This is a genomic window from Neptunicoccus sediminis (assembly GCF_001719615.1).
GTDB classification, from domain to species: domain Bacteria; phylum Pseudomonadota; class Alphaproteobacteria; order Rhodobacterales; family Rhodobacteraceae; genus Amylibacter; species Amylibacter sediminis.
This window is the reverse complement of the sequence record NZ_MDVX01000011.1, coordinates 148,496-174,601: the sequence shown is the minus strand read 5'-3', so window position 1 is coordinate 174,601 and position 26,106 is coordinate 148,496. Positions and strand designations below refer to the sequence as shown.

At 57.2% G+C, this 26,106-nt stretch carries 25 protein-coding genes; 13 read left to right on the top strand and 12 right to left on the bottom strand.

Annotated elements, in window-relative coordinates; translation table 11 throughout:
- Positions 1-258: 258 nt before the first annotated feature.
- Both BFV97_RS11960 and BFV97_RS11955 read right to left on the bottom strand, forming a co-directional pair.
- Positions 259-1,311: a ParB/RepB/Spo0J family partition protein gene (locus BFV97_RS11960; RefSeq protein WP_069300599.1), complete on the bottom strand. Its 1,053-nt coding sequence runs from the start codon at positions 1,309-1,311 to the stop codon at positions 259-261.
- The gene (locus BFV97_RS11955) at positions 1,308-2,618 is read right to left on the bottom strand and encodes an AAA family ATPase (RefSeq protein ID WP_108721677.1); all 1,311 of its coding nucleotides are present in this window, start codon (positions 2,616-2,618) and stop codon (positions 1,308-1,310) included. The genes BFV97_RS11960 and BFV97_RS11955 overlap by 4 nt, the downstream gene beginning before the upstream one ends.
- A gap of 396 nt (positions 2,619-3,014) precedes the next feature.
- Between BFV97_RS11955 and BFV97_RS11950 the strand changes: the two genes are divergently transcribed.
- On the top strand, positions 3,015-3,716 hold the full coding sequence (locus BFV97_RS11950) for a DnaA N-terminal domain-containing protein (protein WP_069300598.1): 702 nt from the start codon (positions 3,015-3,017) through the stop codon (positions 3,714-3,716).
- Between the two features lie 246 nt (positions 3,717-3,962).
- Here BFV97_RS11950 and BFV97_RS11945 read toward each other — a convergent pair whose 3' ends face one another.
- The gene (locus BFV97_RS11945; RefSeq protein WP_069300597.1) at positions 3,963-5,072 is read right to left on the bottom strand and encodes a Do family serine endopeptidase; all 1,110 of its coding nucleotides are present in this window, start codon (positions 5,070-5,072) and stop codon (positions 3,963-3,965) included.
- A gap of 173 nt (positions 5,073-5,245) precedes the next feature.
- Between BFV97_RS11945 and BFV97_RS11940 the strand changes: the two genes are divergently transcribed.
- Both BFV97_RS11940 and BFV97_RS11935 read left to right on the top strand, forming a co-directional pair.
- Complete coding sequence (locus BFV97_RS11940) at positions 5,246-5,920, top strand: winged helix-turn-helix domain-containing protein (RefSeq protein ID WP_069300596.1); 675 nt, start codon at positions 5,246-5,248, stop codon at positions 5,918-5,920.
- Positions 5,921-5,923: 3 nt separating this feature from the next.
- Positions 5,924-7,303 carry a HAMP domain-containing sensor histidine kinase gene (locus BFV97_RS11935; RefSeq protein ID WP_069300595.1) on the top strand — a complete coding sequence of 460 codons (1,380 nt, stop codon included), beginning with the start codon at positions 5,924-5,926 and terminating at the stop codon, positions 7,301-7,303.
- Here BFV97_RS11935 and BFV97_RS11930 read toward each other — a convergent pair.
- The 7 genes from BFV97_RS11930 to BFV97_RS11900 all read right to left on the bottom strand — a co-directional run bounded on the left by BFV97_RS11930 (position 7,293) and on the right by BFV97_RS11900 (position 14,781).
- Positions 7,293-8,075 (bottom strand): 3-hydroxybutyrate dehydrogenase, encoded by a 783-nt coding sequence (locus tag BFV97_RS11930; RefSeq protein WP_069300594.1) that lies wholly within the window; start codon positions 8,073-8,075, stop codon positions 7,293-7,295. The two genes, BFV97_RS11935 and BFV97_RS11930, sit on opposite strands and share 11 nt — an antisense overlap.
- Entirely contained in the window at positions 8,072-9,220 is a 1,149-nt protein-coding gene (locus tag BFV97_RS11925; protein WP_069300593.1) for a patatin-like phospholipase family protein, read from the bottom strand. The genes BFV97_RS11930 and BFV97_RS11925 overlap by 4 nt, the downstream gene beginning before the upstream one ends.
- 92 nt (positions 9,221-9,312) lie before the next feature.
- On the bottom strand, positions 9,313-10,812 hold the full coding sequence (locus tag BFV97_RS11920) for a class I adenylate-forming enzyme family protein (RefSeq protein WP_069300592.1): 1,500 nt from the start codon (positions 10,810-10,812) through the stop codon (positions 9,313-9,315).
- Between the two features lie 4 nt (positions 10,813-10,816).
- On the bottom strand, positions 10,817-11,989 hold the full coding sequence (locus tag BFV97_RS11915; RefSeq protein WP_069300591.1) for an acetyl-CoA acetyltransferase: 1,173 nt from the start codon (positions 11,987-11,989) through the stop codon (positions 10,817-10,819).
- 141 nt (positions 11,990-12,130) lie between these two features.
- Positions 12,131-12,913 (bottom strand): dimethylarginine dimethylaminohydrolase family protein, encoded by a 783-nt coding sequence (locus BFV97_RS11910; RefSeq protein ID WP_069300590.1) that lies wholly within the window; start codon positions 12,911-12,913, stop codon positions 12,131-12,133.
- Positions 12,910-14,097, bottom strand: a complete 1,188-nt coding sequence (locus BFV97_RS11905; protein WP_069300589.1) for a pyridoxal phosphate-dependent aminotransferase — start codon at positions 14,095-14,097, stop codon at positions 12,910-12,912. The genes BFV97_RS11910 and BFV97_RS11905 overlap by 4 nt, the downstream gene beginning before the upstream one ends.
- 3 nt (positions 14,098-14,100) lie before the next feature.
- Positions 14,101-14,781 (bottom strand): TetR/AcrR family transcriptional regulator, encoded by a 681-nt coding sequence (locus BFV97_RS11900; RefSeq protein ID WP_069300588.1) that lies wholly within the window; start codon positions 14,779-14,781, stop codon positions 14,101-14,103.
- 83 nt (positions 14,782-14,864) lie between these two features.
- Between BFV97_RS11900 and BFV97_RS11895 the strand changes: the two genes are divergently transcribed.
- From BFV97_RS11895 to BFV97_RS11865, 7 genes are all read left to right on the top strand, one after another.
- Positions 14,865-15,665 carry an ABC transporter ATP-binding protein gene (locus BFV97_RS11895; RefSeq protein ID WP_069300587.1) on the top strand — a complete coding sequence of 267 codons (801 nt, stop codon included), beginning with the start codon at positions 14,865-14,867 and terminating at the stop codon, positions 15,663-15,665.
- A gap of 29 nt (positions 15,666-15,694) precedes the next feature.
- Complete coding sequence (locus BFV97_RS11890; protein ID WP_069300586.1) at positions 15,695-16,465, top strand: transporter substrate-binding domain-containing protein; 771 nt, start codon at positions 15,695-15,697, stop codon at positions 16,463-16,465.
- A 51-nt stretch (positions 16,466-16,516) separates the two neighbouring features.
- Positions 16,517-17,233 (top strand): ABC transporter permease, encoded by a 717-nt coding sequence (locus BFV97_RS11885; RefSeq protein ID WP_069300706.1) that lies wholly within the window; start codon positions 16,517-16,519, stop codon positions 17,231-17,233.
- The gene (locus BFV97_RS11880) at positions 17,230-18,000 is read left to right on the top strand and encodes an ABC transporter permease (protein WP_069300585.1); all 771 of its coding nucleotides are present in this window, start codon (positions 17,230-17,232) and stop codon (positions 17,998-18,000) included. The genes BFV97_RS11885 and BFV97_RS11880 overlap by 4 nt, the downstream gene beginning before the upstream one ends.
- A 181-nt stretch (positions 18,001-18,181) precedes the next feature.
- The gene (locus BFV97_RS11875; protein ID WP_069300584.1) at positions 18,182-19,201 is read left to right on the top strand and encodes a TRAP transporter substrate-binding protein; all 1,020 of its coding nucleotides are present in this window, start codon (positions 18,182-18,184) and stop codon (positions 19,199-19,201) included.
- Between the two features lie 66 nt (positions 19,202-19,267).
- Positions 19,268-19,885 carry a TRAP transporter small permease gene (locus BFV97_RS11870; RefSeq protein ID WP_069300583.1) on the top strand — a complete coding sequence of 206 codons (618 nt, stop codon included), beginning with the start codon at positions 19,268-19,270 and terminating at the stop codon, positions 19,883-19,885.
- Positions 19,886-19,912: 27 nt separating this feature from the next.
- Positions 19,913-21,235 carry a TRAP transporter large permease gene (locus tag BFV97_RS11865; protein ID WP_069300705.1) on the top strand — a complete coding sequence of 441 codons (1,323 nt, stop codon included), beginning with the start codon at positions 19,913-19,915 and terminating at the stop codon, positions 21,233-21,235.
- 18 nt (positions 21,236-21,253) lie between these two features.
- Here the strand turns inward: BFV97_RS11865 and BFV97_RS11860 are convergent, their stop codons facing one another.
- Positions 21,254-22,504 carry an Hsp70 family protein gene (locus tag BFV97_RS11860; protein ID WP_069300582.1) on the bottom strand — a complete coding sequence of 417 codons (1,251 nt, stop codon included), beginning with the start codon at positions 22,502-22,504 and terminating at the stop codon, positions 21,254-21,256.
- A gap of 193 nt (positions 22,505-22,697) precedes the next feature.
- Here BFV97_RS11860 and BFV97_RS11855 point away from each other — a divergent pair, with 193 nt between their 5' ends.
- Both BFV97_RS11855 and BFV97_RS11850 read left to right on the top strand, forming a co-directional pair.
- Entirely contained in the window at positions 22,698-23,513 is an 816-nt protein-coding gene (locus BFV97_RS11855) for a MauE/DoxX family redox-associated membrane protein (protein WP_245667733.1), read from the top strand.
- Positions 23,514-23,529: 16 nt separating this feature from the next.
- A complete protein-coding gene (locus tag BFV97_RS11850; RefSeq protein ID WP_069300581.1) occupies positions 23,530-23,916 on the top strand; it encodes a GFA family protein in 387 nt (128 codons plus the stop codon).
- Between the two features lie 12 nt (positions 23,917-23,928).
- On the opposite strand, the gene pcaQ is transcribed toward BFV97_RS11850, so the two are convergent.
- The gene (gene pcaQ / locus BFV97_RS11845) at positions 23,929-24,819 is read right to left on the bottom strand and encodes a pca operon transcription factor PcaQ (RefSeq protein WP_245667731.1); all 891 of its coding nucleotides are present in this window, start codon (positions 24,817-24,819) and stop codon (positions 23,929-23,931) included.
- A gap of 113 nt (positions 24,820-24,932) precedes the next feature.
- Between pcaQ and pobA the strand changes: the two genes are divergently transcribed.
- The gene (gene pobA, locus BFV97_RS11840; protein ID WP_069300579.1) at positions 24,933-26,102 is read left to right on the top strand and encodes a 4-hydroxybenzoate 3-monooxygenase; all 1,170 of its coding nucleotides are present in this window, start codon (positions 24,933-24,935) and stop codon (positions 26,100-26,102) included.
- Positions 26,103-26,106 lie beyond the last annotated feature (4 nt).

The window sequence follows — 26,106 nt, the reverse complement described above, 5'->3', positions numbered from 1 at the left end:
TAATTTCGGGTTGCGTGACCGTTTTGGGGATCTGTTAGTATCCGTAGGATTACATCCTACGTTTTTTTTCTTTCCAGCGGCCATTTCCAAGATTGTTAGCGAAAAATCACGCCAAAAAAGATTTAACCGATTGATTTCTAACGACTTTTATCCTAATAGACTTGAAAAACGGGCGTTACCCAGCCACTGCGCCGCTCTCGCACAAAAAAGGGAGTAACCCGTGGATTACCCCCTCACCAACGTAACCCGCGGGTTACTTTAGTCGTCAAGCGCCGCGTTAAAGGCCCGAATGGCACGTTCCAACTGATCCTTTGGAACGCCGGCAAAGTCGACGCGCCCGACGATCCGGCACTCTCCGTTCCGTGCTGTCACTTTCAAGTCACCGACGTGGAACTCAAACTTCTCTTTCGGCTCGGTTTTGATGGTTTTCGTTCCGCTGCCAGATTTAGCACCAGACACAAACCCCGCGAGAACCACCGCCTGCGCATCACGGCTTGCACAATTTGCCAGAGACGCCCGCAGGTCTGAAACGTCACCCTGCCCCGACTTCAACGCTCGTGCCACCTCAGCCCCGAGGTTGCGCGAAACGTCCTTGGGCCATTGCAGCGCATCACCAAGCGTGGTGAGTAGATAGACAAAACTGCGGATGTAAGAGCGTTTCATTTTATGAAGAGAAGCATACAACCGACCCACCAAAGCATCCGGATCGCTGCCTTCTACCTGATCATCCTGCGCGGCAGCGATCACCACCTGCGCCATCTCTGCGAAGGTCAGGTCTTCACGAACAACGTTTTCTTCGACCATGTCGATGTAACGGGTGATCCGGTCGTCTTCGGCCCGATCCACACGGGCCAGTATTGTCGAGAATTGCGCATCCCCGGTTTCTTCCAAAAGCTGGGACAAGGCCGTAAACCGCCGCCAGCCTTTCTTCAGTTGATACCGCCCGTCCTTCCCCGGAAACACTTCGATAGGTTCCTTTTGACCCCGTTCGCGAATGGAGGCTTTCAGCTCGTCCATCTCTGCGGATACGGCAACCGCATCCAATTCAAGACGATCCCTTGGCAATTCATCGGTAGAAATTTCCGAAAGAGAGATGGCTTGCAGAACGCGACCCTGTTGCGATGCTTCGCGAAATTCTTTCGCATCGCGGGCATTCAACCGGCGCTGTTCGACCTTCGCTTCGGTGGTCTCCTGTAAGCTGTCTGCCGCTTCACGTACGGCGGCGCCCATCGGTCCAACGCTGCGCGATCTGCGGGATACCGGACCTGATGTGTCTAAAGGGCCAAATCCGAATTTGTTTTTAGATGTCATTGCTTCGCTCCCTCACTGCCGTTTCTTTTGTTCCAAGCATCGAGCACGGTGCCCAGAAATTCACCATAAGCCCGATCAAAACTGTGCCGCGCCCGCTTCCATGTTTCCCGTGTCATATGCCGGTAGTCCTGTTCGTATACCGACATTTGAAAGCGCCCCGATTGCTCCACCGCGCGGGTCATTTCAATCGGGTTTTGGCACACATCTGCGCCAAACACGTTCCGAAACGCATCCATCATAGCAGCGTGCAGCGGGTTGGTGTTCTCAAAACGGGTCATCAAAACCCGTATGTCAGCAAAGGCTTTGGGCAGGGTAATTCCAGCATCCTCCGCCAAAGCGCCGAAACCATCAGAGATGTCCGCCATTGCATCCCCCAACTGACCGAGATAGCTGGTCGTGCTGTCATACTCCCAGTAGCCGGGACCGGAGGGGATATACAGAATATCCGCGGCAAAAGCTGCGTTCAAAGATTGATAGCCAATCGCAGGCGGGCAATCGAAAATTATAATATCGTATTGGTCGTCCGGCAGTTCATCAAGATAGCGGGCCATGCAACCAAAAAAGCTCCAGGCTTTGTGCAAGGCACGGTATTGCGCGGAGGCAAATTCTACAAAGGCGGCATTGGCACAGGAGGGGATAATATCAATCGTCGGCCAGCAAGTTGGCTGGATAAAATCCTGCACCCGCTGCGAACCTATAGAGCGCACATCATCCGGAAGCTCTTCCGAAGACGGGTAGGGGCAGTCGTCCGGATCATCATAGCTCTCTATAATACGGTCGGCTTCACGACACAGATCGCGGCACATAATGCCCCACACTGTATTCCATTCTTTAACCTCGGTCAGACCCATAGAGTGGGTCAAGGTGGCTTGGGGATCGAAATCCACGCAAAGCACGCGATACCCGTCCAGTGCGGCGGCATTGGCAAGGTGTTGTGCCACGACGGTCTTGCCAACCCCGCCTTTGAAATTCGACACAGCCGCCCGCATCGCGCGCCCCTTGGGACGTTTGGGAAGCAGGGTCTTGCCCCGAAACTTGGCACGGCGGCGCAGTTCATTGATCTCTTCAAGCGAAAACCAGCGTTGACGGCCGTCTTCTTCTGTGGAGCCTTGGGGGAGGGACGGGTCATCCATCAGTTTCTTCCGCAACGTATCGGCGGAAACATCAAACATAAACTGGCTGATCTCCCATATAGAGAAAGGACGGAGGGTTTTAACCTCACCGGGGGAAAAGGTTGAACGTCGCACCGCTGCCTGTTGTGCGAGACTACGTTCATTCATTTGTTGCAGGTCTTTATGATTGCGCATTGCTCTACTCTTGTTTTTGCCACATAGATGTTGAATAACGGGAATTGACAGAAAGAGCAAAACCGAATTTTCGATATTTTCCTGTAATCCCCCGATTCGGATGAAAAACAGGAAAAACGCCGCGGATTGCGGGTTGAGAGATAAAATAGGGGGACAGCGAACCTGCCTATACAGGCAAATAAGGTGACAGCATCGTTCCTTTAAGGTGACACTCAAGATGTCCCCCTTAACCAATTAACCTAATCTATTCCTCTTTTTTAAGATTTTTTCAGGTTTTCCCGATATTTCAAAGTGATTGACAAAAAACGGGATTTCGTGCCTTCTCCAAATGCAGACAGAATCGACACTTCTAAAAAAGTCGATCGCAGCAGAGGCAGACAGTATGACAGGCAAATTATGGAACCCAAGCGATTAACCGGCCCCGAAGCCGGGGCGCTTAAATATGACATTCTCACAGCATTGACCCTGATCGGGCTGAACGGAACCGCTACCCAGCAAATGACAGTTCTCAGACTGACCGCTTTGGTGACGGCGCGGTATAACTGGCGGGCGAATGAACTTTCGGTGGGTCAGCGGGACATGGCGCGGATGTGGGCCGTGAACGAGCGGACAGTAAAACGGGAAATCAAGCGGCTGCTCGACAGCAAGATTCTGACCTGCAAACGCCAAGGCGTGCGGGGCAGGGTAGGGGCCTATGTGCTGAACCTTTCTGCTATTGCGAAACTCTCGGCGGAGCAGTGGGAAACAGTCGGGCCGGATTTCGCGGAACGGATGGCAGGGTATTTCCCCCATCGGGCAGAGAATGTGGTCAAGGTGGATTTCTCGGCAGCGAATGTGACCGCCATTGCGCAGGAACCGAAAGACGCGCCTTCAGGGACGTGGCGGGCGGTGCAGCATGCGCTTCGGGACAAGGATGAGGCAATCTTCAAAAACTGGTATTCCCGTCTCAGTCTGAAAGCCTGCAAGGATCGCAAGGCAGAGATTCTGGCGCCCAGCCGGTTTGTTGCCAATTACATTCAGACTCATCTCTTTGACGAGCTTCATCACGCTCTGGAGCAGGAGTACGGAGTGCTCGACGAAATCCTTATTTCTGTCTAGCGGAGAACATCAGGCTGGGGCGCTTATACACGAATTTCATCTGTTAAAGCGCCGTTACGAGATTTCCGACTAAATCCAAATGCCGGGAGAAAAACGTATCAACCCTTGTGACGCAAACAAAAACACCGGCGCGTTGCTACGCCGGTGTTCGCCCTCTTAAGCCTTGCGCGTCAGAGCGGTTCGGCCAATAGAGGGGTCCAATCTGTCAGGGCTGACTGTAGACCCTTTCAAATTGGAATTTACGGATCAGGCGTCCTGTTTGGGCAGATGGCCAAGGGTGACGTCCAGTTCCATTTCACGCCCTTTGCGCAGAATAGTGACGGTCTGCTTTGTCTCAGGCTCGGCACTTGCAACTGCGCGGGGCAGGTCGCGAAGGGTCTCGATCTCGGTTCCTGCAAAGGACATCACAATGTCGCCGGCTTTGAACCCTGCTTTGGCCGCAGGGCTGTCGGCCTGAACCGCCTCGATCACCGCCCCTTTGGGTGCGTCATAGCCCAAAACAGCAGCGACTTCATCGCTCATCGGGCGAATTTGCACGCCAAGCCAGCCGCGATCAATGGTGCCATCTGCTGACAGGTCGGCCACGATGGTTTTGACCATATCCGCGGGGACGGCAAACCCGATGCCCACCGAACCACCATCGGGTGAGAAAATAGCAGTGTTCACGCCAATTACTTCACCCTTTGCGTTAAACAGCGGCCCACCGGAGTTACCACGGTTAATGGCGGCGTCGGTCTGGATATAGTTGTCGAAGGGACCGGATTTGATGTCACGGGACTTGGCCGAGATGATCCCCGTCGTCACAGTGCCGCCCAGTCCAAAGGGGTTGCCAACAGCAATCGCTTCATCGCCAACGCGGATGTCTTCGGAGCTGCCGAATTTCACCACGGGCAATTCCTCGTCCGTTTCAATCCGCAAAAGGGCGATGTCGGTCAACGGGTCGCTGCCCACAACCGTGGCGGTAAAGCTGCGTCCGTCTGCCATTTTCACCTTAACTTCATCGGCATCGGCCACAACATGATGGTTGGTTACAATGTCCCCATCCGCGCTGATGATAAAGCCGGAGCCTAATCCGGTTCGCGGTGTTGCCTGCGGCGGGACCGGAAGTTGCCGCCCATAGCGGTTCTGGAATTGTTGCATAAGCTCGCTATCTGCGGAAACGGGCAGGGCTTTCTGGGTGACTTCAATGAAGACCACGCTCGGGCTGACGGTTTCAACCAGATCGGCGTAGCCTCCGGCGGGGACGGCAAGGGCGGCTGTGGGGGAAAGGGCAATTGCGCCGCCCGATGCGATCGTTGCTGCCATCAAAGCGGCAGTCAGGGTTTTTCGGGGTTTGGTAATGAATGTCGGTGTCATGTGTTGCTACTCCGTAGTCTTGTTCCTGTGAAAAGGAGATGGGGCATGCAACTAAGGATGACTTTGCAGCAGCTATACAAATTTGTAATCTTTGCAGAATGGCTCTCTGCGCTAGGCTATTGGGATGATAGAGCAGCAGGACCGCTCGGGCGTGAAGTATACAGGAAGGCCGGATGAAAATTCTTGTAATCGAAGACGATAAGACAACAGGCGATTATGTCGCCCACGGTCTGCGCGAAGAGGGCCATACGGTTGATCTGGTGGAAAATGGTCGGGACGGTCTGATCCGTGCCAGCACCTCTGATTACGATATTCTGGTGATTGACCGGATGCTGCCGGATCTTGACGGATTGTCGATTGTCAAAACCCTGCGCGGTGCGAAAAACCTGACGCCAGTTTTGTTCCTGACCTCGCTTGGCGGGGTGGATGACCGGATAGACGGGTTGAATGCGGGGGCGGATGACTATCTGATCAAGCCTTTCGCGTTCGGAGAATTATCCGCGCGGGTCGCGGCCCTTGCGCGGCGTCCAAAGTTGACAGCGCAGGAAGATACGCTTCACGCAGGCGATCTGACAATGGATCTGATCCGGCGCAAGGTCACGCGGGGCGACGTAGAGATTGATCTTCTACCGCGCGAGTTTGCCTTGCTGGAACATCTGTTGCGGCGCAAGAACCGCGTGCAGACACGTACGATGCTGCTAGAGGCTGTCTGGGACATCAGTTTTGATCCCCAGACTAATGTTGTGGAAACCCATATCAGCCGCTTGCGGGCCAAGGTGGACAAACCCTTTGACACAGAGCTGATTAAAACCGTGCGCGGTGCGGGCTACCGCATAGAGGCGCCCTGATTGATGGCAGAGCGCGCACCCCGACGGATCAACCTGTTACAATCCACGCCCTTGCGCCTGACCGTGGGATTGATTTCGATGTTCGCTCTGGTCAGCCTGATCAGTCTCGGGGCGGCCTATCTGGTGATCCGGGATTCCATGCAGCAGTCCATGCGGTCCGATCTGACACAGGAATTTGCCGGTTTCCAAGCCGCCCCGACCGCCGGGGCCGTGGCCGCTTTGGTCAAGGCCGAGGCCGCTGTCACACGTTCTGACCGTCGTATTCTCAGCTACACCGCACCGGACGGGCGGCATTATGGCAACGGTTACATCGCCCTGACCGAAGACGGGTTTCGCGTGCTGTCAATTTCTAAAGACGATGACCTGTCACAACTGACCTATCTGGCGGTCAGTCGCCCGCTTTACGGGGGGCGGCTGACCATTGCCATCAGTCGGGCGCAGATCGACAACCTGAGCGATTTTTTCATAAAAATCCTGCTGCTTAGCGTTCTACCGACCACCGCTATCGGTCTGACCGCCGGGCTGGTTCTGGCACGGCGCACAGCGCGGCGGATCAGGGCCATCGGGGACACTCTGGACAAGATGGCGGGCGGCGATCTCGGGGCGCGGGTGCCCAAACTTTCAGGGCGCAGGGATGACCTGTCGTTCATTGCGACCCATGTGGACCGGATGGGACAGGCGCAGCAATCCTCGGTGGCGGCGCTAAAGCAGGTTTCGGCGGATATAGCCCATGATCTGAAAACCCCGATCCAGCGGGTTGCCGTGATGCTGAATCAGGCCCGCGAAATGCCGGATCTTCCACCGCAGCTGGAGGATTTGATGCACCGCGCCGGACAGGAAACCGAAGGGATCGTCGCAACTTTCCAGTCCTTGCTTCAAATTGCCCAGATTGAAGGGGGCAGTCCGAAATCCCGCTTTGCACCCGTCGATCTGGCGGTGCTGGCGGCGACATTTGCCGAAGTTTATGAACCCTCCGCCGAGGAAACGGGCCACAGCCTGACGGTCCATGCACCCGCAGACCAGCAGTTTATGGTGACGGGCGATAAGGTTCTATTGGGGCAGGTTCTGGCAAATCTGATTGAAAATGCCCTGCGCCACACGCCCGACGGCACGCCGATCCATATCAGGCTTGCGCGGGACGGTGTCGCGGTGGTGCTGAGCGTGGCCGACAAGGGGCCGGGGATACCGGAACCAGAGCGGGATAATGTCTTGCGCCGCCTCTACCGACTGGAACAAAGCCGCACCACAGCGGGCAGCGGGCTTGGCCTTAGCCTTGTTTCGGTGATTGCCGATCTGCATGAGGCCCGCCTGACACTGGAGTCAAACGAGCCCGGTTTGCGGGTCAGTCTACGCTTTCCACCGTCTGAGGGTGCTATTCCATAAACCAGCCGTGGCTGACCACCAAGGACTGTCCGGTCAACGCGTTGGTGGGGAAGGCGGCGAACATATGGGCGACCTCTGCTACGTCTTCGACGGTCGTGAACTCCTGATCCACCGTCTTGCCAAGCATCACGGTCTTGACCACTTCCTCTTCGGAGATGCCCAGCTCTTTGGCCTGTTCGGGGATCTGTTTTTCCACCAGCGGTGTTTTGACAAAGCCCGGACAAATCACGTTAGAGCGTACCCCGTGGGCCGCGCCTTCTTTAGAAATCACGCGGGACAGACCCAGCAATCCGTGCTTTGCCGTAACATAGGCGGACTTCAAGGGTGAGGCTTCTTTGGAATGAACCGAACCCATCAGAATAACCGAACCGGACCCCGCCTTATACATATGGGGAAGGCAGGCTTTGGTGGTCAGGAATGCGCCGTCGAGATGGATTGCCAGCATCTTTTTCCACGCGGAATAGGGGAAATCCTCAACCTTGTGGACAATTTGCACTCCGGCGTTAGAGACCAGCACGTCGATCTGCCCCCAAGTGTCCATAACCTCGGCCACGCCTGCGTTCACGGCGTCTTCATCGGTCACATCCATCGCCACGCCAATGGCGGTTCCGGGGTATTCATCGCTCAACCGCGCGGCGGTGTCTTTTGCCGCCTCAAGGTCAAGATCCGCGATCACAACTTTCGCGCCGTCTTCCATGTAACGCCGTGCAATGGCTTCCCCGATACCTCGGGCAGATCCGGTGATGATGCAAACTTTGTCTTTCAAATTCATTTTGTTTCCTTTGTCGTCCTGTGTCTGTTCCATCTGTCACCAGCAAGATCGAAAATACCGATGCGGCTGGCGGAGTTGTGGCGGTTTTTCCAGTCCGGATGGGTCAGGGTTTCCATCACATCTTCGCGCCCTGCGGCCCAACGGTCCAGCATAGAATTGCGTGAAAACTCGTAATCTTTCGAGCCACCTTCGTATTGGGCTTGCCGGTAGATCAGGTGTACGATTGCGATATCCGGTTCACCGTCTTCACACAACAAGGCGCGGGCGTCTGGATCGTTTTGCAGCTCTTTAGGCAGCTTTTTATACAGTCTTTCCGCCGCTTCACGCTGTTGGTGCAGGCGTTTCATCATCTCGGTGTTAAACCGCGTGCGGCTGGAATAGCGGATGTCCTTGATGCGGGAGTCTATGTCCCACACCGACTGGGGCACAGGCCCGCGCGCATTAAACAGGTCGATCTGGAAAATGCACAATGAGGTGCTGTCGCCGGGATGATCCAGTACGTATTTCAGCGGCGTATTGGACACCAACCCGCCATCCCAGTAAAACTGTCCGTCGATCTCTACGGCAGGAAAGCCCGGTGGCAAGGCTCCGCTCGCCATGATGTGTTCGGGGCGAATGGTGTCGCGGGCGCTGTCAAACCACGTCATGTTTCCGGTGGCCACATTGACCGCGCCGACGCTCAGTCGGGTCGGACCGTTGTTAATCCGGTCAAAGTCCACCATTTCAAGCAGGGTCTCGCGCAGTTCAGAGGTATCGTAATAGCTGTCCGCACCATGCTGTCCGGGCAGGCGCATCACGGCAGGGGGCACGCGGGGTTTGAAAAAGCCCGGGGCGCCGGTGGTCATGGTTGCCGTTGCGCTGATGTTGTTGAAAACGGTCAACGCGGTGTTGAATTTCAGCGGCGTCAGGCAGGCGGTGTTCGCGGTGATCCGCGTCCAGAATTTCCGCAATTGCGCAACGCGGGTCTCGGGCGGATTGCCCGCCATGATCGCCGCATTGATCGCACCGATTGAAATTCCTGCGACCCAATCGGGGTGTAGCCCCCGTGCGTCCATTTCCTCTACCGCGCCCGCCTGATAAGAGCCGAGCGCCCCGCCGCCTTGCAGTACCAGAACGGTTTTTTCTGTGTCAGTCTTTGGTGTCATTGCATCGCTTTCTTTGACCACATTTAGGCCGGATCAGGTCAAATGCGAAGGAAAAGCGGTCTCACCTTTACGCGACTGTTCTAAGCGAAGGCTCAGAGCCGCTGCCGCAGCTCTGTTTTCAGCACCTTGCCATAGCTGTTTTTGGGCAAGGCGGTCAAAACCTCATAGCGCTTGGGCTTTTTGAATGAGGCGATTTGCGACTTGCACCATTGATCAAGCACTGCCGGATCGCAGGTCCTGCCCTGTTCAAACACGATGAAAGCCACGACAACCTCGCCCCAATCCGCATCCGCTGCCCCGACGACCGACACTTCAAACACATCCGGATGGGTCAGTAAAACCTCTTCTACCTCGCGGGGGTAGATATTGCTTCCACCCGAGATAATCACATCTTTGGAACGATCTGTGAGGGTCAGAAACCCGTCTTCGTCGAGCCGACCCATATCGCCGGTTTTCAGCCAGCCGTCTTGCAAGGTTTTGCGGGTTGCCTCCGGATTGTCCCAATACCCCGCCATCACGCTGTTACCGCGCAAAACGATCTCGCCGGTTTCACCGCTTGGCACATCTTCCATCGCGTCATTTACCACTCGCAGTGTCACACAGGTCTGCGCAAAACCAACCGAAACCCGCCGCGCTTCGGCCTTGGGGTGGTCGCGGTCCGCCACCAGTTCGCGGGGCAGGGCGGTGATGGTCATCGGGCTTTCGCCCTGTCCGTAGATCTGCACGAACTTAGGCCCCAACACCCGCAATGCCTCGTTTATATCGGCCAGATACATCGGACCACCGCCGTATATCACCGTGCGGATACCGCTGCCGTCATAGCCTTCGGTCTTGGCGTATTCCACCAGCCGTTTGATCATCGTAGGGGCGGCGAAAAACACAAGGTTGCCAAACCTTTGGCCAAGTACGGCGATCTCCGCCGGATCGAACCCTTGGGACGGGGGGATCAGATGGCAGGCACCGGCCCGCACGAACTGGAAGTTATACAGTCCCGCCCCGTGTGACATTGGCGCTGCGTAAAGCGAGACATCATCAGGGCCGACACTGTCCACATCCAGCGTGTAACTGCCCGCCATCGCATGAATATTTCTGTGGGTGATCATCACCCCCTTTGGGCGCCCCGTGGTGCCGGACGTGTAAAACAGCCACGCAACATCCTCCATCGCCACTGGGCCAGGCGGTTGATAGTTGGCGTTGGGCAGTGAACTGAAATCGGTCAAGCCAAGTTCGGGGCAGGGCAGGGGCACATCCCCGCCGAATACATCGCCATGCTCGGTAATGACCATCGCCGCGCGGGCGTTGTCGATGATCCACGCAGCCTCGCGCGGGTGCAATTTGTAATTGATCGGAACAATTACGGCGCCGATCCACAGGACACCGTAAAGGATTTCCAGATATTCGGTGCAATTTCGGGTGAAAAGGGCAACGCGGTCGCCCTTTATGATGCCGTGACGGGCTGCAAGCTGCTGACCTATGGCGCAGCTTTGCGATGCGAAATCTTCATAGGTGGCGTGTAGAACCTCGCCCTTCCGGATCGCAGGGTGCAGGGGACGCGCCCGCGCAGTCTGGTGCAGCCAATGGGCGAGGTTCATTTTATCACGCTTTTACAGTTTCCAGTACCGAGACATAGTTGGCCACGCCGGACCCGCCCATGTTAAAGACCAGACCAAGGTTCGCGCCGTCTTTCTGGATGCCGCCTGCCTGTCCCGTCACCTGACGGAAGGCCAGCGCGTGCATCGACACGCCGGTGGCGCCAACAGGGTGGCCTTTCGCCTTCAGCCCGCCGGACAGGTTCACCGGCAATGCGCCATCCTTGAACACTGTGCCGTCTTCCAGCGCCCGTGCGCCCTGACCCTTTTCGGTCAGGCCCATTGCTTCGTAGGTGAGCAGTTCGGCAATGGTGAAACAGTCGTGCACTTCGGCAAAGTCGATGTCTTTCACCGTGGTGCCGGATTCTTCAAAGGCATTCTGGAACGCCCGCTCCGGCCCTTCGAATTTCAGGAAATCGCGGGAGGACATGGGCAGCGTATCGCTGACATGGGCCGCTGCACGGAAGCCCGCCGCCTTGGGGAAGTTCACCGCATTCTCGCCGGAGGTCAGCACCACAGCCGCCGCCCCGTCCGTTACCAGCGAACAGTCGGTCAGGCGCAAAGGCGGTGCGATCTCCGGATTGCGATTGGTGATCTGGCTGCAATCCTCAAAGGTGAAGGGTTTTTGCATTTGCGCCAGCGGGTTATCCATCGCGTTCATGTGGTTTTTGGACGCAATCCGCGCCATCGCATCAAGCGGGTCGTCGTATTGTTTGCCATAGGCTTTGGCCGCCAGAGCAAACACCTGCGGGAAACTTAGCCCTGCTTCGGTGGTGTCGTTCTGGTATCCCGCACCCGCCAGCGCAGTCGTAATATCCGCGGTCGGGCGATGGGTCATCTTTTCCGCCCCGACAACCAGCACGGTTTTCGCCTTGCCCGCCTTGATCGCATTCATCCCCGCATGAATCGCGGCAGAACCGGACGCACATGCGTTTTCGGCCCGCATCGCCGGTTTGAAACGGAACTCCGGATAGGCCTGCATGATCAGCGAAGACGCAAAACCGTCGCTGACCATACCGGAGTTGAAATGCCCCAGAAACAACGCATCAATATCCGCCGGATCAACACCCGCTTCTTCAATAGCTTCGCGGGTGGCGGCAACAATCATATCTTCGAGATTTTCGTCCAACCGGCCAAATTTCGTGTGGCCACTGCCGACGATGCATATGTCATGTGTCATTGTTTTCTCCTCATTTGGCCGGACTATGGCAAGTTGACCGCCTGCTGTCACGGGCAAAAGAGGGGAAATTAACGGGGTCCGAACACAGCGGGCCGCCCTTTTAAAGGGGACGGCCCGACTGAACTTTCAGGAATGTCTGACTCAGAAGCGCAGGGACAGGCAGGACATGCCGCCGTCGAGTTTTGCGCATTCGGAATTGTCGATTTGCACCACCTCATAGCCCGCCTTGTCGAGCATTTCGGCCGTGCGCGGGAAACCGTCGGGGCAGATGACGAACTGATTAAAGCGGATGCTGTTGGCTGCGGCTTCCTCGCCTTCTGCGGTGTGGAGCACGCGGTAGCCTTCAAAACAGCCGGACTCGTCAAGCCGTTTGGTCGACAGGATGGTTTCTCCGTCCAGCAAGGAACAGTCGGTTTTGAAATGCAGCACGCCCGGAGGGGTGAAGACCTCTCGCAGCTTGTGGCCCCACTCGCTGATGATGTTGCGCAACTCTTCCACGCCTTCGGCATCGGTGCGATCGGAACGACCCACCAGAACCTCGCGGCCTGTGACCAGAATATCGCCGCCCTCGATGTGGCCCGGTCCTTCGATCCGGCGCACATCGTCGTAGACGCGGTGCAGTGTCGGGCTCATCTCCGCCACTTCTCCCAGACGGCTTGGTGCGCCGGGGCGCATCAGGACAGCCCCTTGGGGCAGGCACAGGGCGGTGTCTTCCACGAAGACCGCATCCGGAAACTCTTCCAGCGGGGGCAGTTCGATCACCTCCGCGCCGGTCTTTTTCAAGGTTTCAACGTAATGGGCATGGGCCGCCAGCATCCGGTCGAGATCTGGTGTGCCTATGTCCTCGGCACGCAGTCCGTCAATAATGCTCGCCGCCGGTTTGCGGGTGATGGCGCGGGTAAATTCAAAGGTCGGGTCTGTCATACTGTTTCCATTTGCAAAGAATGTGCGTGTTTGATGATACGGTCGCAGGCGGTGTCAAAAGCGGTGTCATCCACCGTCAGCGCAACGCGCACCCAGTCTTTTAACGAGTCGCCAAAAGAACTGCCGGGCATGACCGCCACATTGCCGTGTTCCAAAAGGTGTTTTGCATAGTCGAGCCCGCTCATGCCGGTGGAGGCCACATTGATCAGCGCGAACATACCCGCGTCAGGGCGATGGACCAGAAGATCGCTTTCGGCTGATAGCCGCCGCTCCAAAAGTGCTGCCCGTTTGGAAAAGCGCTCGCACATGCCCTTTGCAACGGTAGACCCGTCCCGAACGGCTTTTTCCGTCATATCCGCGATGAAGGGCTGGTTGCCGAACAACATGGTTTCCGCCAGCGGCAACAGCGCAGCGGTAAAGGCTTCCGGCCCCACAAGCCAGCCGCTGCGGAACCCCGGTGCGGCGTGGGATTTGGAGATGGAAGAGGCCACGATCACGCGGTCTGCCAGATCGGGGAAAGACAGGGGAGAGGTGAAATCACTGCCATCAAAGATCAGGTCCTCATAAACCTCATCCGAGATGATCCAGAGATCGTGCTTTTTTGCCAGCGCACCGATTGCGGTAATATCTTCGGCGGTCAGGATGGACCCCGTGGGATTGTGGGGCGTGTTCAGGAAAATCGCCCGCGTGTTGGGTGTAATCCGGCTTTCAATGTCTGCGGCCTGCATGCGAAAGCCGTTTTCGGGGCGCAGGGGAACCGGCACCATTGTGGCACCGCTGGCACGGATGACACCTTCATAGGTGGCATACATCGGATCGCCCACCAGCACCTCATCGCCACTCTCCCCGATTCCGGTAAAGATTGCGTAAAGAGAGGTCTGTGTGCCGGGGAAACACATGATCTGATCCGCTGTGATCTCGCGGCCGTTGCGCATGCTGTAACGGTCCGCCAGCGCTGCCCGCAGACCGGGTTCGCCTTCGCCGCTGGAATAGCCGGTGCGGTGTTGGCCAAGCGCATCTATCGCTGCCGAAACAAGGACATCTGGCGTTGGTACATCCGGTTCCCCGATGGTCAGTTCAATAATGTCCCGCCCCTGCGCGGACAGTCTGCGTGCAAGCGCATGGATTTCCCACTTCGCGCCGCCGAGCCCTGCAAGCCGGTCTGTGATTGCAGCAAGTTTCATGGCTCACCCTTCCTGAGTTGTTAGGTATTTTTCGTCATTTTGTGCGGTCAAACTCGGGGTCAGATCGAGCCCGACAATCGCCCCGACAGAGTGCAGGCCGATACGGGCCAGTTCTCCGGCTTCAAAGGCTTCGGGCAATGCCCCGCCTTCCATCCAAAGCCCGTCGATCACCGCGTTCCCCGCGATGGCCATGCGGCGCAATTCAACCTGTGATGCTGGCGTTCCGGCCTCGGCCAGTGCCTCGGCAATCAGCGTCTCCAGCCGGTTGCGAAAGTTGTAATAGGTGCGCTGGTGCATGGCGCGCATATTGTTATCTTGACGCAGGGAGCTGATAAAGCTGGCCCAAAGCGTGACAGAGCGGGTGTCCATCACTGGCGCGGTCAGGCCCGCCGCCACAAATCCGCCAAGCCGGTGGCGTGCTGACACATCGGGTGCGGCGGCTGGCGTGGCGGTCAGTTCGGTCATTTGGTCCATATGGTATTCATAGGCCGCGCCGATCAGTTCTTCCTTGCTGGAGAAATAATGCCGGATCAAACCTTGGGTCACATCAGCCCTTTGGGCGATGGCGCGGACCGTGGCGCCGCCGATGCCCTGTTCGGAAATCAGGCTCAGGGCGGCATGGATCAGCGCCTCTTTCCGCTGGGTCGCGGGCTCTCTCCTGAATTTTGGACGGGGCTCTGGCACCGGATGCTTCCTGTACTAATTATACGCTTGCATAATTACCCGAATCTTGCATTACTACAAGACAGGAATTGAAGGGGATACAAATGGGCTTGGACGACAACCTCGCGCAAGAGGTCGGCCAGAACACTGCAAACGATGCCATTACGGTTACGGATCTGCACAAATCCTTTGGAACGTTGGAAGTCCTGAAAGGCGTGTCCCTGACCGCCCGTAAAGGCGATGTTGTCGCCATCATCGGGGGCAGCGGTTCGGGCAAGTCCACTTTGCTGCGTTGTATCAACTTTCTTGAAACTCCTTCATCCGGCAAGATCACCGTGGGCGGCGAGGATATCGAGATGCGCGCCGATGGCTCTCCGGCCAACCGGCGCCAACTTGAACGGATCCGCACGCGCTTGGCTATGGTGTTTCAGGGGTTCAATCTGTGGACCCACCGCACCCTGCTGGAGAACGTGATCGAGGTTCCGGTCTATGTGCTGAAAATCCCCCGCGCCGAGGCGATCCGGAACGCCAAAGTTCTGCTGGACCGCGTCGGGTTGGGCGATAAGGCGGATACTTTTCCGTCTTTCCTGTCTGGTGGCCAGCAGCAACGGGCCGCGATTGCCCGCGCTTTGGCCGTAGACCCGAGCGTGATGCTGTTTGACGAGCCGACCAGCGCCCTTGACCCCGAACTGGTGGGCGAGGTGCTGACCGTGATCCGCGATCTGGCCGCCGAGGGGCGGACCATGTTGCTTGTGACCCACGAAATGAAATTCGCCCGCGAAGTGGCGAGCCATATCATCTATCTGTACGAGGGCCTGATCGAAGAACAAGGCCCCCCTGACGAGGTTTTCGGCAATCCGAAATCCCCCCGACTACAGCAATTTCTAAAAACCGTAGGCTGGTAAACCGGCCCATTCAACAAGGAGACTACACCATGACATTGAAGACTATTATCAAGGCGACTGTGACAGCCGCCGTGCTGGGCGCCGCAGCCGCTGCCAGTGCTGAAGAAGTGAAAATCGGCATCGCCGCCGAACCCTATCCGCCCTTTGCTTCGGTTGATTCCGCTGGCAATTGGAACGGCTGGGAAGTGGATGTGATCAACGCAGTCTGTGCCGCCGAGAAAATGGACTGTGTGATTACGCCGGTTGCTTGGGACGGGATCATCCCATCCCTGACCAGTGGCACCGTGGATGCGATCATGGCGTCCATGTCGATTACCGAAGAGCGGATGAAAACCATTGATTTCAGCGATCCCTACTACAACACACCTGCCGTGATTGTTGCGGATAAATCTATGGACATCGAACCAACCCCAGAATCGCTGGCTGGTAAGATCATCGGCATTCAAGCCTCTACGATCCATCAAGCCTATGCGAACGAGCATTTCAAGGATGCCGCCGAAATCCGAGTGTACCAGACACAAGACGAAGCGAACCAGGATCTGGTTGCCGGCCGGATTGATGCAACACAGGCAGACAGCATCGCGATGGCGGATTTCGTAAACTCCGACAATGGAGCATGCTGTGAAATCAAAGGCGCTGTAGAGGACGATCCCGCGATCCTTGGCAAAGGTGTCGGTGCAGGCGTGCGCAAGGGTGAAGACGCGCTGCGCGAAAAGCTGAATTCAGGCATCAAGAAGATTCTGGACGATGGCACCCATGCCGAAATCACCTCCAAATATTTCACGACCAGCATCTACTGATAAGACGCCGGTTTGGAAACTCTGTTAGATACGCTCGGTCTTGCACAGAGCATGGAATTGTTGTCGCTTTCGCCCCCGGGCTGGGGCGGCAACCTTCTGCGTGGGCTGGTCAACTCTCTGCAAATCGCCTTTGGCGCTTTCGGGTTGGGGTTGGTGATCGGGCTCTTCGGAGCATATGGTAAACTTTATGGCGGGGTGGTCATTCGTGACCTCCTCGGCATTTATACGACTGTTATCAGGGCGGTGCCGGAACTGGTGCTGATCCTCATTCTATATTACGTGGGAACCGATCTGATCAACAAAGCGGCCGAGGCGATGGGCTATGGTCGTGTTGAAATCAGCGGCGTTGTGGCCGGTATCTGGGTGCTTGGCATTGTGCAGGGGGCCTATTCAACCGAAGTGCTGCGCGGCGCGATTCAGGCCGTGCCCAAAGGCCAGATGGAGGCCGCACGCGCCTACGGGATGCCCGCCTTGCTGGTGATGCGCCGCGTCACGATCCCTGCGATGATGTCATTTGCGGTGCCGGGTTTGGCGAACCTCTGGCTGATCGCGACCAAAGATACCGCACTTCTGGCGATTGTCGGCTTTAGCGAGCTGACCCTTGAGACAAAACAGGCCGCGGCAAGTACGCGGGCCTATTTCACTTTCTTTCTGGCTGCCGGTGCGCTCTATCTTATCGTCACACTTCTATCCGGCGTGGTGTTCGGGCGCATCGAGAAATGGGCGCGACGGGGCCAGCCCTCCTTGCGGGCGGGGCAAAGCCGATGACATTGCGTGCCCTGTTGCAACCCCACCGCATCGTCATGATGGCGCTGTTCGCGATTTTCGTGATCTGGTGCGCCCTGTCTCTGCGCTGGGACTGGATACCGCAATATGCCCCGCTTGCCCTTGAAGGTTTGTGGCGCACCATCTGGATTTTGATTGTTACCTGTATTCTGGGGTTTCTGCTGGCGATACCGTTGGGACTGGCACAGGCGATCGGGCCTTGGTATCTCGCCGCGCCGGCACGGGTGTTTTGCACCGTTATTCGCGGGACGCCGCTGCTGTTGCAAATCTGGCTGTTGTATTACGGGCTGGGGTCGCTATTCCCGCAAATCCCGTGGATTCGCGGCAGCGATCTGTGGCCCTATCTGCGCCAGGCATGGCCCTATGCAGTGTTGGCGCTGACCCTGTCTTATGCAGGCTATGAAGGCGAGGTCATGCGAGGGGCTTTTTCCAGTGTGAACAAAGGCCAGCTTGAGGCGGCCAACTCCTTTGGCATGCCCCGCTTTACCATGTTCCGCCGCATCTGGCTGCCACAGGCAATCCGCAGTGTGCTGCCGACCCTTGGCGGGGAGACAATTTTGCAGTTGAAAGCAACCCCGTTGGTGGCGACAATCACCGTGGTCGAGATTTACGCTGTCTCTTCCCGCGTGCGTTCTGACATGTTGATTGTCTATGAACCGCTGCTGCTTTTGGCGTTGTTCTACCTGATCATTGCCGGTGTCATCACACTCCTGTTTCGCAAGTTCGAGAACTCTGTCCCCAGCCGTTAGTCGGGTAGGGTGCAGAATAGATCGTTGCATTTGGAACGACCTATTGATCGTATTAAGTGAAACGGTTATTGCGACAGCGAGGCAATTTTGCTCTATGACTCGACAATAACGATCCAAGCCAGACCAAACCGTACTAAGGCGCAAATGGATCAGTGATTACATTAAACCAAGGGAGGACCCGATGAACCGGTTCATTAAAACATCCATCACAGCTTTGGCGCTTGCCAGTGCAACGACATTTGCGCAGGCCCAAGAGGTCACAATTCGTGTGCACCACTTCATGTCCGCCAAAGCACCGCTGCACGCCAAGTTCCTTGTGCCACTGGCAGAACGTCTGGCCGAAGCCAGCGACGGGCGCATCAAACTGGAGCCTTATGACAGCATGTCCCTTGGCGGGCGTCCGGGCGATCTGTTCGATCAGGCCGCAGACGGCGCGGTTGAGGCTGTTCTGACCCTGCCGGGCTACACCTCGGGCCGGTTCAACCGCACCGAAGTCTTTGAACTTCCCTTCATCATGCAAAACGCTGTGGCCACATCCAAAGCCTATTACGATCTGGTGGAAAGCGAATTGCAGGACGGCGAACTGGCCGACGTAAAGGTACTGACAGGTTGGGTGCATGGTCCGGGTGTGATCCACTCTGAAGAGCCTATCGCCAAACTCGAAGATCTTGCCGGTAAGGAAATGCGCGGCCCGACCCGTCTGGTCACAGACCTGCTGGGCGAACTTGGTGCAACGCCGGTGGGTATGCCCCTGCCAAAGATCCCCGAGAACCTGTCCAAAGGTGTAATCAGCGGCGCGGTTGTGCCTTGGGAAGTGACCCCGTCGATCAAGCTGGCCGAACTGGTGAGCAATCACACCGAACTGGGCGGAGATCGCGCACTTTACACGGCGGTTTTTGTTCTGGCGATGAACTGGGATGTTTATGAAAGCATGCCTGACGACCTGCGGGCCATTCTGGACGCCGAAACCGGCAAGGCGCTGGGTGTGAAAGCGGCGCAGGCCATGCTGGATGCGGATGCGTTCGGTCGTTCCAAAGCCGAAGGCAACAACATTATTGAACTGGACGAAGCCGAAGTGGCCCGCTGGATCGAAGCGGCCCAGCCGGTATACGACCGCTGGACTGCACGGGCCAACGACGAAGGCTTTGACGGTGCTGCTGCAATCGAGCAAGCCCGCAAGCTGATCGCTGACAACCAGTAAAACTCTCCAACCCGAAACTGTCCGGTCCCCGAAGCGGGGGGCCGGACCCCCCGACCGGATGTTTCCATGACATTTTACGAACGCACAGAACGCGGCATGACACGGCTTGCGGCTGGACTGGCCCTGCTTGGCGGCATGGGGCTTATTTTTGCAACGCTCGTCACCTGCGTCAGTATCCTTCTGAAACTGGGTGGCCGCATTTTTGACAACACGCAAGAATCCCTAAGCTGGCTGCGTCCGATCCTCGGGGAAGAAGAATTGGTGACATATGGTGTCGGCTTTGCGCTGTTCGCGGCGCTGCCTTGGGTCATGATCCAGCGGGGCCATATCAAGATCGACCTGTTCGAGCCGGTTTTTGGTGATCGTTTCAACCGTGTTCTCGACCTGATCGGGGATGTAATCCTTGCGGCGCTGGCCTATCTGATATTGACCCGCCAGTGGTACATGCTGTTTTCCAAGGCGCGTGGCTCCAAGGAGCCGCTTGGCAATCTTCTGTTGCAGGGGGATTTCGCTGCAGCCGCCGACCGGATGCGCACCAGTCAGGAATCCCAGATCCTCGGCCTGCCGCTCTGGCCGACCTATATCGTTGCCGAAATCTGTGTCGCCGTGTTTTTTCTTGTGGCGCTGTTTTGTGTCTGGCGGCGTATTCGTGCACTGCTCTCTCCCCATACTACGGAAGTCTGATCCATGCTGGACCTGATCTCAAATGCGCTGACGCCATTCCAAATCGGCATGCTCAGCTTTCCGGTACTGCTGGTTCTGATCGGCTTTCGTATTCCCCTTGCCGCTGCCATGTTCATTGTCGGGCTGGTTGGCACCTATCTGGTGGCCGGAAACATGCGGATGATGGACAGCCAGCTTAAGACCTTTGCCTATGGCACGCTGACCAATTATTCCCTGTCGATCATCCCGCTGTTCCTGCTGATGAGCGAGTTTGCAACGCGGGGGGGGATGTCCTCCAGCCTGTTCAAAGCAGCCGAAGCATGGCTTGGCCACCGTCGAGGCGGGTTGGCGATGGCGGCCATCGGTGCCTCTGCCGGTTTTGGAGCGGTCTGCGGATCCTCCCTTGCCACGGCATCGAGCATGGGCCGCGTGGCGCTGCCCGAACTCGACCGTGCGGGCTATAGCGGGGCCCTGTCTACCGGCGCACTGGCGGCGGGCGGCACGCTTGGCATCCTGATCCCGCCTTCTGTTGTGCTGGTGGTCTATGCAATTCTGGCCGAAGAAAATATTGAAAAACTGTTCACCGCTGCGCTGGTTCCGGGCATTCTGGCGATGCTCGGCTATATGGTGACGGTTGCGATCTATACGCGCATGGTGCCGGGCAGTGGCAACAGCCTGCCACGGATGCCCTATAGTGACCGCTTCCGCGCGCTTGTCGCAGTGTGGCCTGTGGTGGTGATTTTCACACTGGTGATCGGTGGCATTTACACAGGCGCGTTTTCCCCCACCGCTGCGGCGGCTGTAGGTGTGGCAGGCACAGCGATTGTTGCCATGTCCAAACGGGCGCTGAACTGGCCTGCGGTAAAAGACGCGCTTTTGTCTACGGCACGTACTTCTGGCATGATCTTTTTCATCATCCTTGCAGCAGGGGTGTTCAACTCTTTCCTGTCCTCTGCCCAAGTGCCCCAAACACTCGCCGCCGTCTTTCTGGAGGCGAGCCTCAGCCCATGGGCAATCCTGATCGGTATGCTGGTGCTTTATGTGGTGCTCGGAACGGTGATGGACTCTCTGGCGATGATCTTTTTGACTGTGCCGATTTTTGTGCCGATCATCACGCAACTGGATTTTGGCATTCCGCCCGCAGAAGTCGGTATCTGGTTCGGTATTCTTGTGCTGATGTCTGCCGAAATCGGCCTGATCACCCCGCCCGTGGGCATGAACCTGTTTGTGATCAATGCGATGGCAAAAAATATCAGCATTCGGGAAACCTATCGCGGCTCACTGCCGTTTGTGGCGTCCGATATTGTGCGGATCGCCATTCTGGTGGCCTTCCCCTCGATCACCATGGTTCTGGTGCGCTGGTTCTACTAGAGAGAATGCGCAGGCAGGTTAAACCCTGCCTGCCGCCAACGCCAGACCGTCCGTCACCGCCGTGAAAACTTCGGAAAAACTGTGGTCCGCATCGGGGAATTGCACCTTCATGGAGCGGGAGACAACCGACATCAGGCTTGAGCCGCCCACATAAATCACCTTGTGAATCTGCGCATATTTCAGTCCCGCCCGTTTCACAGTGTCCTGCGCCGCAACGCGCAGCGCAGTGTCATAGGGGGAGAGCAGTTCGGACAGGGTTTCGCCCGACAATGGCGCCTTTAACCCGGCTGCAATTCCGTCTAGTGGGATTGCAGCATCGGGCAGGCCTTTGTTTGCGCCGATCTTGCCCTGCTCCACGCCAAAGGCAACCTCATGGCCAAGCTCGTCCTCCAACACTTCGGCCAGACGTTGCAGCTTATCGACCTCTTCCGCCTGCCGCACCATATCCGCCACCATTTTACGGTTCTGTGCTGTGTAGAGGAAGGGTATCTTCTCCCAAGTGGCCAGATCGTTAAAGATCGCATTGGGCGCGGGCTTTGTGCCGGACCCCAACACATCGCGCAGCAGACTGCCTTTGCCCAGCAGGGGCATCACGCGGGCAAAGCTGATGTCGTGGTCAAAATCGGTGCCCCCGATCCGTATCCCGTGATTGGCGAGGATTTCCACCTCACCGTTGCGGCTGCGGAACACTGAAAAATCCGATGTACCGCCGCCGATGTCCACAATCAGCCCGATCTCGCCTGACTGGTCCAGCGCACCGCTGGCAATGGCGGCGGCTTCCGGCTCGGCCATGAAGCTCACCTCATCAAAACCGGCGGCGAGATAACAGGCGCGCAGGTCTGCTACGGCCTGATCCTCCCGCGGGTCGTCGCTGCCGTGAAACACCACAGGCCGCCCCGACAGGGCTTTGGTGAATTGCTGTCCGGATTGGGCTTCGGCGCGGGATTTGATCTCTGCCAGAAACCGTCCGATAATATCGACAAAGCTGATACGTTCGTTAAACAACTGACGTTTTTCATGCATCAGGCTGGTGCCAAGAACCCGTTTGAGCGCCCGCATGAAGCGTCCCTCCGCCCCCGCTAGCAGCGCTTGATTTGCCGGTTCCCCGATAAGGGTTTTGCGGCTTTCAAAGTCAAAGAAAAAGGTGGTCGGCAAGGTGGTGTCGCCCCCGTCCATCTTAATCAACTGCGGTTTGCCATCGCGCAAATATCCTGCGGCAGAGTTCGACGTGCCGAAATCAATCCCGAGTGTGTGGCTGTTCTGGACCATTGCGAAGGCTCCTGTTCTGAGACGGAAGCGGGGGTCTAGGGAGGTTGACAGCACAAGTCAAGCAGCGCCGCCCCCCGTCCAAAGCCCCATGGCCGGTATTGAAAACAGGACCGCGCGGTCTACCGTTATCGTGACAGTGAAATCCGCAGGCGCCGGCACCCATTTGCGCGCCCCGAAAGCGATGGAGGTAGGGATGACTCAGGCCGAAATGATTGACACGCCGCAAACCGCCGCGAGCAAATCCACAGGCGAGGCTAAGACCGCCGCGCTTTACCGGATGGCAATGCCGGGGCATTTATGTCCTTTCGGTTTGAAGTCCAAATCCCTGCTGAAGCGCAAAGGGTACAAGGTTGAGGATACCAAGCTGACCTCCCGCGAAGAGGTAGACGCATTCAAAGAGTCCCACAGGGTTGAGACGACGCCGATCACCTATATCGACGGCGAACAGGTGGGCGGATATTCGGACCTGAAAGAATTTTTCGGCTATAAGGTGCTGGGCGAGGATGACACGACCTATCAACCGGTCATCGCGATCTTTGCCTCTACCGCACTGATGGCGCTGGCGATTGTTCTGAACCTGTATGAAGGCTTTCCGCTTCTGATCCTGTTGAAATGGTTCTTTGCCACATCAATGGTGGCACTGGCGATCCAGAAGCTTCAGGATGTTGAGGGATTTGTTAACGGATTCCTCGGCTACGACCTGCTTGCCCGCCGCTATGTGCCCTACGGTTATGCCTATCCGTTTCTGGAGCTTTACGCGGGGATCGGGATGATAGCCCTGATCGGACGCGACAGTTTCCTGATCTGGCTGGTGGCGCCGGTGGCCCTGTTTATCGGCTTTATCGGCGCGGTCAGTGTGATTAAGGCGGTGTATATCGACCGACGAGAGCTGACTTGTGCTTGCGTAGGCGGCGGGTCCAATGTGCCGCTCGGGGTGATTTCGCTGTCAGAGAACCTGATTATGGTTGGTATGGGGCTCTGGATGTTGCTGCCGTATTTTAGCGGCTGATTAAGGAAGGTGTGTTATGCAGGCAGAAGGATGCGAAGGCGGCTGTTTGTGCGGGAACATCCGGTTTACCGCCAAGGGTGAACCTCTGCGGGTGGGGCTGTGCCACTGCCTGTCGTGCCGCAAACATCACGGCGCGGTCTTTCACGCCTCGGCAATTTTCCCCGACACCGCCATAGAGGTGCAGGGCAATTACAAAGCCTATGAAGGTCGCGCCTTCTGTCCGGATTGCGGCTCATCGGTCCTGTCGCGCAGCGGCGCCGAGATCGAAATACACCTTGGCGCCCTTGATGCGCCGAATATGTTCAAACCGACGTATGAGCTGTGGTGCGCACGGCGCGAAAGCTGGCTGCCTGAATTTCCCGATACCGTGTGTTACACCCATGACCGGACGGGCGGGGATTGAACGGCGGGCAGTTCAGCCGTTGCCTATCGCAGTCACCAGTGCCTGACGGAACAGGCGGATTGCGGGGGTCGGGTCCTCCTCGCTGCGCGCCATGATCCCGACAGGTCCGGCCATAGCCTGCGTATCAATCGGCAATGTCACCATCTGGCCCGACGCAACCTCGCGGGCGATAACCCCCTGACTGATGATCCAGATTGCCTGCGCCGGACCAAGGGTCATGGATCGGCCAAATGAACTCGACACGGTTTCCAAACGGTGCTGCCAATCCGTGATGCCCTGCGAAATCAGGAAGCGGTCCACCAGCGGACGGATGGCTGACTCCTTCGGGGGGTAGAGGATCAGGCTGTCGGTCAATGCAGCGAGCCGCGTTTCCTGAGCTAGCGGGTGGTCGCTGGCCGCGGCAAAGACCACATGTTCAGCGTATAGCTGGGTAAAGGACAGGCCGGTCATCATCTCCGGCTGCCCCATCCGCCCCAGCACCAGATCAAGCGCGCCGGAGCGCAACCGCTCCAGCAGGGTCCGGATGCCGCCGTCTTCGACCGTGACCGGCGTGGCAGGGGAAAGTTCGCCAAATTGCAGGATCACATCGGGCAGCAGATCGGCGGCAACGCTGGGCAAAGTGCCAATCCGTAGCGGCGTGGCACGACCTGCGGACAATGCATCAAGGCTCGCCAATCCGTGGTTCAGCGCAGCCAACCCCTGTTCGGCAAACTGGCGGAATACCGCGCCCTCACGGGTCAGGCGGATGCCGCCCCGATCCCGATGCAACAGCGTCACCCCGAGAATGTCCTCCAGATCCCGAAGGGTTTTGGAAATCGCCGGTTGGGTCAGCATGATCTGTTCGGACGCGGCCTTCAAACTGCCCCGCCGCACCGTTTCTACAAATGCAGAGAGATGGCGCATTTTAATTTTACGTAACCGGTTACTTTCCATTATCGCAACTAAACCACCTGTTTTATCATTTTTTATACTGTGAAAAGTGTAGTAACAAGAGGTGAAAAATCTCGGAGGCAGGTGTGAAGACACAAGTTGCAATCATTGGTGGTGGTCCTTCGGGTCTTTTGTTGTCCCAGCTTTTGGACAAACACGGCATCGACAGCATCGTACTGGAACGCAAAACCAAGGACTATGTTCTGGGCCGGATTCGTGCCGGTGTTCTGGAACAGGGGCTGGTCGGGCTGATGGAACAGGCCGGTTGCGCCGAGCGGATGCACGCCGAGGGCTATCCCCATGACGGCACTCTGGTGTCCTACGGGGATGAGATTTTCCGCATCGATTTTGCCGAACTGACCGGAAAGCCCGTGATGGTTTATGGCCAAACCGAAGTGACCCGAGATCTTTACGCCGCACGGGAAAAAGCCGGCGGGAAGATCGAGTTTGAAGTCGAGGATGTGGTGATCAATGACGCCAATTCCGACGCGCCTTACGTTACCTATACAGTCGCGGGTGAAAGCCGCCGGATTGAGTGTGATTTCGTAGCGGGGTGTGACGGGTTCCACGGTGTCAGCCGCCAGACGATCCCGCTTGATGTGCGCAAGGAATATGAAAAAGTCTATCCGTTCGGCTGGCTCGGTATCCTGAGCGAAACACCCCCTGTTAACCACGAACTGATCTATTCCAATTCCGAACGGGGTTTTGCGCTGTGTTCCATGCGCAATGAAAACCTCAGCCGTTATTATATCCAGTGTTCGCTCAGCGACAGTCCCAAGGACTGGACGGACGAGGCGTTCTGGATGGAATTGAAACGCCGCCTTCCCAAAGAGACCGCCGACGCGCTGGTGACAGGGCCATCCATCGAAAAATCCATCGCGCCGCTACGCTCTTTCGTGACCGAGCCGATGCGCTGGGGGCGGTTGTTCCTGTGTGGTGACGCCGCCCATATCGTGCCGCCCACGGGGGCCAAGGGGCTGAATACGGCAGCGTCTGATGTGAACTATCTGTTTAACGGGTTGCGGGATTATTACGAAAACGGCTCGGAAGACGGCATCGACGCCTATTCCGAAAAGGCCCTGAAACGGGTGTGGAAGGCGGAACGGTTCTCATGGTGGTTCTCTTCCCTGATGCACCGCTACCCTGACCAATCCGGTTTCGATTTGAAAATGCAGATCGCTGATCTGGAATTCCTGCGCTCCAACAAGGCGGCGCAACAGGCGATGGCGGAAAATTACGTCGGCCTGCCCTATTAAGGAG

Coding starts and splice junctions, on each gene's coding strand:
- BFV97_RS11860 (WP_069300582.1), bottom strand. CDS start 22,504: ATGGTCCAGAACAGCCACACACTCGGGATTGATTTCGGCACGTCGAAC.
- BFV97_RS11915 (WP_069300591.1), bottom strand. CDS start 11,989: ATGACACATGACATATGCATCGTCGGCAGTGGCCACACGAAATTTGGC.
- BFV97_RS11910 (WP_069300590.1), bottom strand. CDS start 12,913: ATGACAGACCCGACCTTTGAATTTACCCGCGCCATCACCCGCAAACCG.
- pcaQ (WP_245667731.1), bottom strand. CDS start 24,819: ATGCGCCATCTCTCTGCATTTGTAGAAACGGTGCGGCGGGGCAGTTTG.
- BFV97_RS11960 (WP_069300599.1), bottom strand. CDS start 1,311: ATGACATCTAAAAACAAATTCGGATTTGGCCCTTTAGACACATCAGGT.
- BFV97_RS11935 (WP_069300595.1), top strand. CDS start 5,924: ATGGCAGAGCGCGCACCCCGACGGATCAACCTGTTACAATCCACGCCC.
- BFV97_RS11945 (WP_069300597.1), bottom strand. CDS start 5,072: ATGACACCGACATTCATTACCAAACCCCGAAAAACCCTGACTGCCGCT.
- BFV97_RS11955 (WP_108721677.1), bottom strand. CDS start 2,618: ATGCGCAATCATAAAGACCTGCAACAAATGAATGAACGTAGTCTCGCA.
- BFV97_RS11850 (WP_069300581.1), top strand. CDS start 23,530: ATGCAGGCAGAAGGATGCGAAGGCGGCTGTTTGTGCGGGAACATCCGG.
- BFV97_RS11940 (WP_069300596.1), top strand. CDS start 5,246: ATGAAAATTCTTGTAATCGAAGACGATAAGACAACAGGCGATTATGTC.
- BFV97_RS11885 (WP_069300706.1), top strand. CDS start 16,517: ATGGAATTGTTGTCGCTTTCGCCCCCGGGCTGGGGCGGCAACCTTCTG.
- BFV97_RS11890 (WP_069300586.1), top strand. CDS start 15,695: ATGACATTGAAGACTATTATCAAGGCGACTGTGACAGCCGCCGTGCTG.
- BFV97_RS11905 (WP_069300589.1), bottom strand. CDS start 14,097: ATGAAACTTGCTGCAATCACAGACCGGCTTGCAGGGCTCGGCGGCGCG.
- BFV97_RS11930 (WP_069300594.1), bottom strand. CDS start 8,075: ATGAATTTGAAAGACAAAGTTTGCATCATCACCGGATCTGCCCGAGGT.
- BFV97_RS11880 (WP_069300585.1), top strand. CDS start 17,230: ATGACATTGCGTGCCCTGTTGCAACCCCACCGCATCGTCATGATGGCG.
- BFV97_RS11950 (WP_069300598.1), top strand. CDS start 3,015: ATGGAACCCAAGCGATTAACCGGCCCCGAAGCCGGGGCGCTTAAATAT.
- BFV97_RS11925 (WP_069300593.1), bottom strand. CDS start 9,220: ATGACACCAAAGACTGACACAGAAAAAACCGTTCTGGTACTGCAAGGC.
- BFV97_RS11870 (WP_069300583.1), top strand. CDS start 19,268: ATGACATTTTACGAACGCACAGAACGCGGCATGACACGGCTTGCGGCT.
- BFV97_RS11875 (WP_069300584.1), top strand. CDS start 18,182: ATGAACCGGTTCATTAAAACATCCATCACAGCTTTGGCGCTTGCCAGT.
- BFV97_RS11920 (WP_069300592.1), bottom strand. CDS start 10,812: ATGAACCTCGCCCATTGGCTGCACCAGACTGCGCGGGCGCGTCCCCTG.
- BFV97_RS11855 (WP_245667733.1), top strand. CDS start 22,698: ATGACTCAGGCCGAAATGATTGACACGCCGCAAACCGCCGCGAGCAAA.
- BFV97_RS11895 (WP_069300587.1), top strand. CDS start 14,865: ATGGGCTTGGACGACAACCTCGCGCAAGAGGTCGGCCAGAACACTGCA.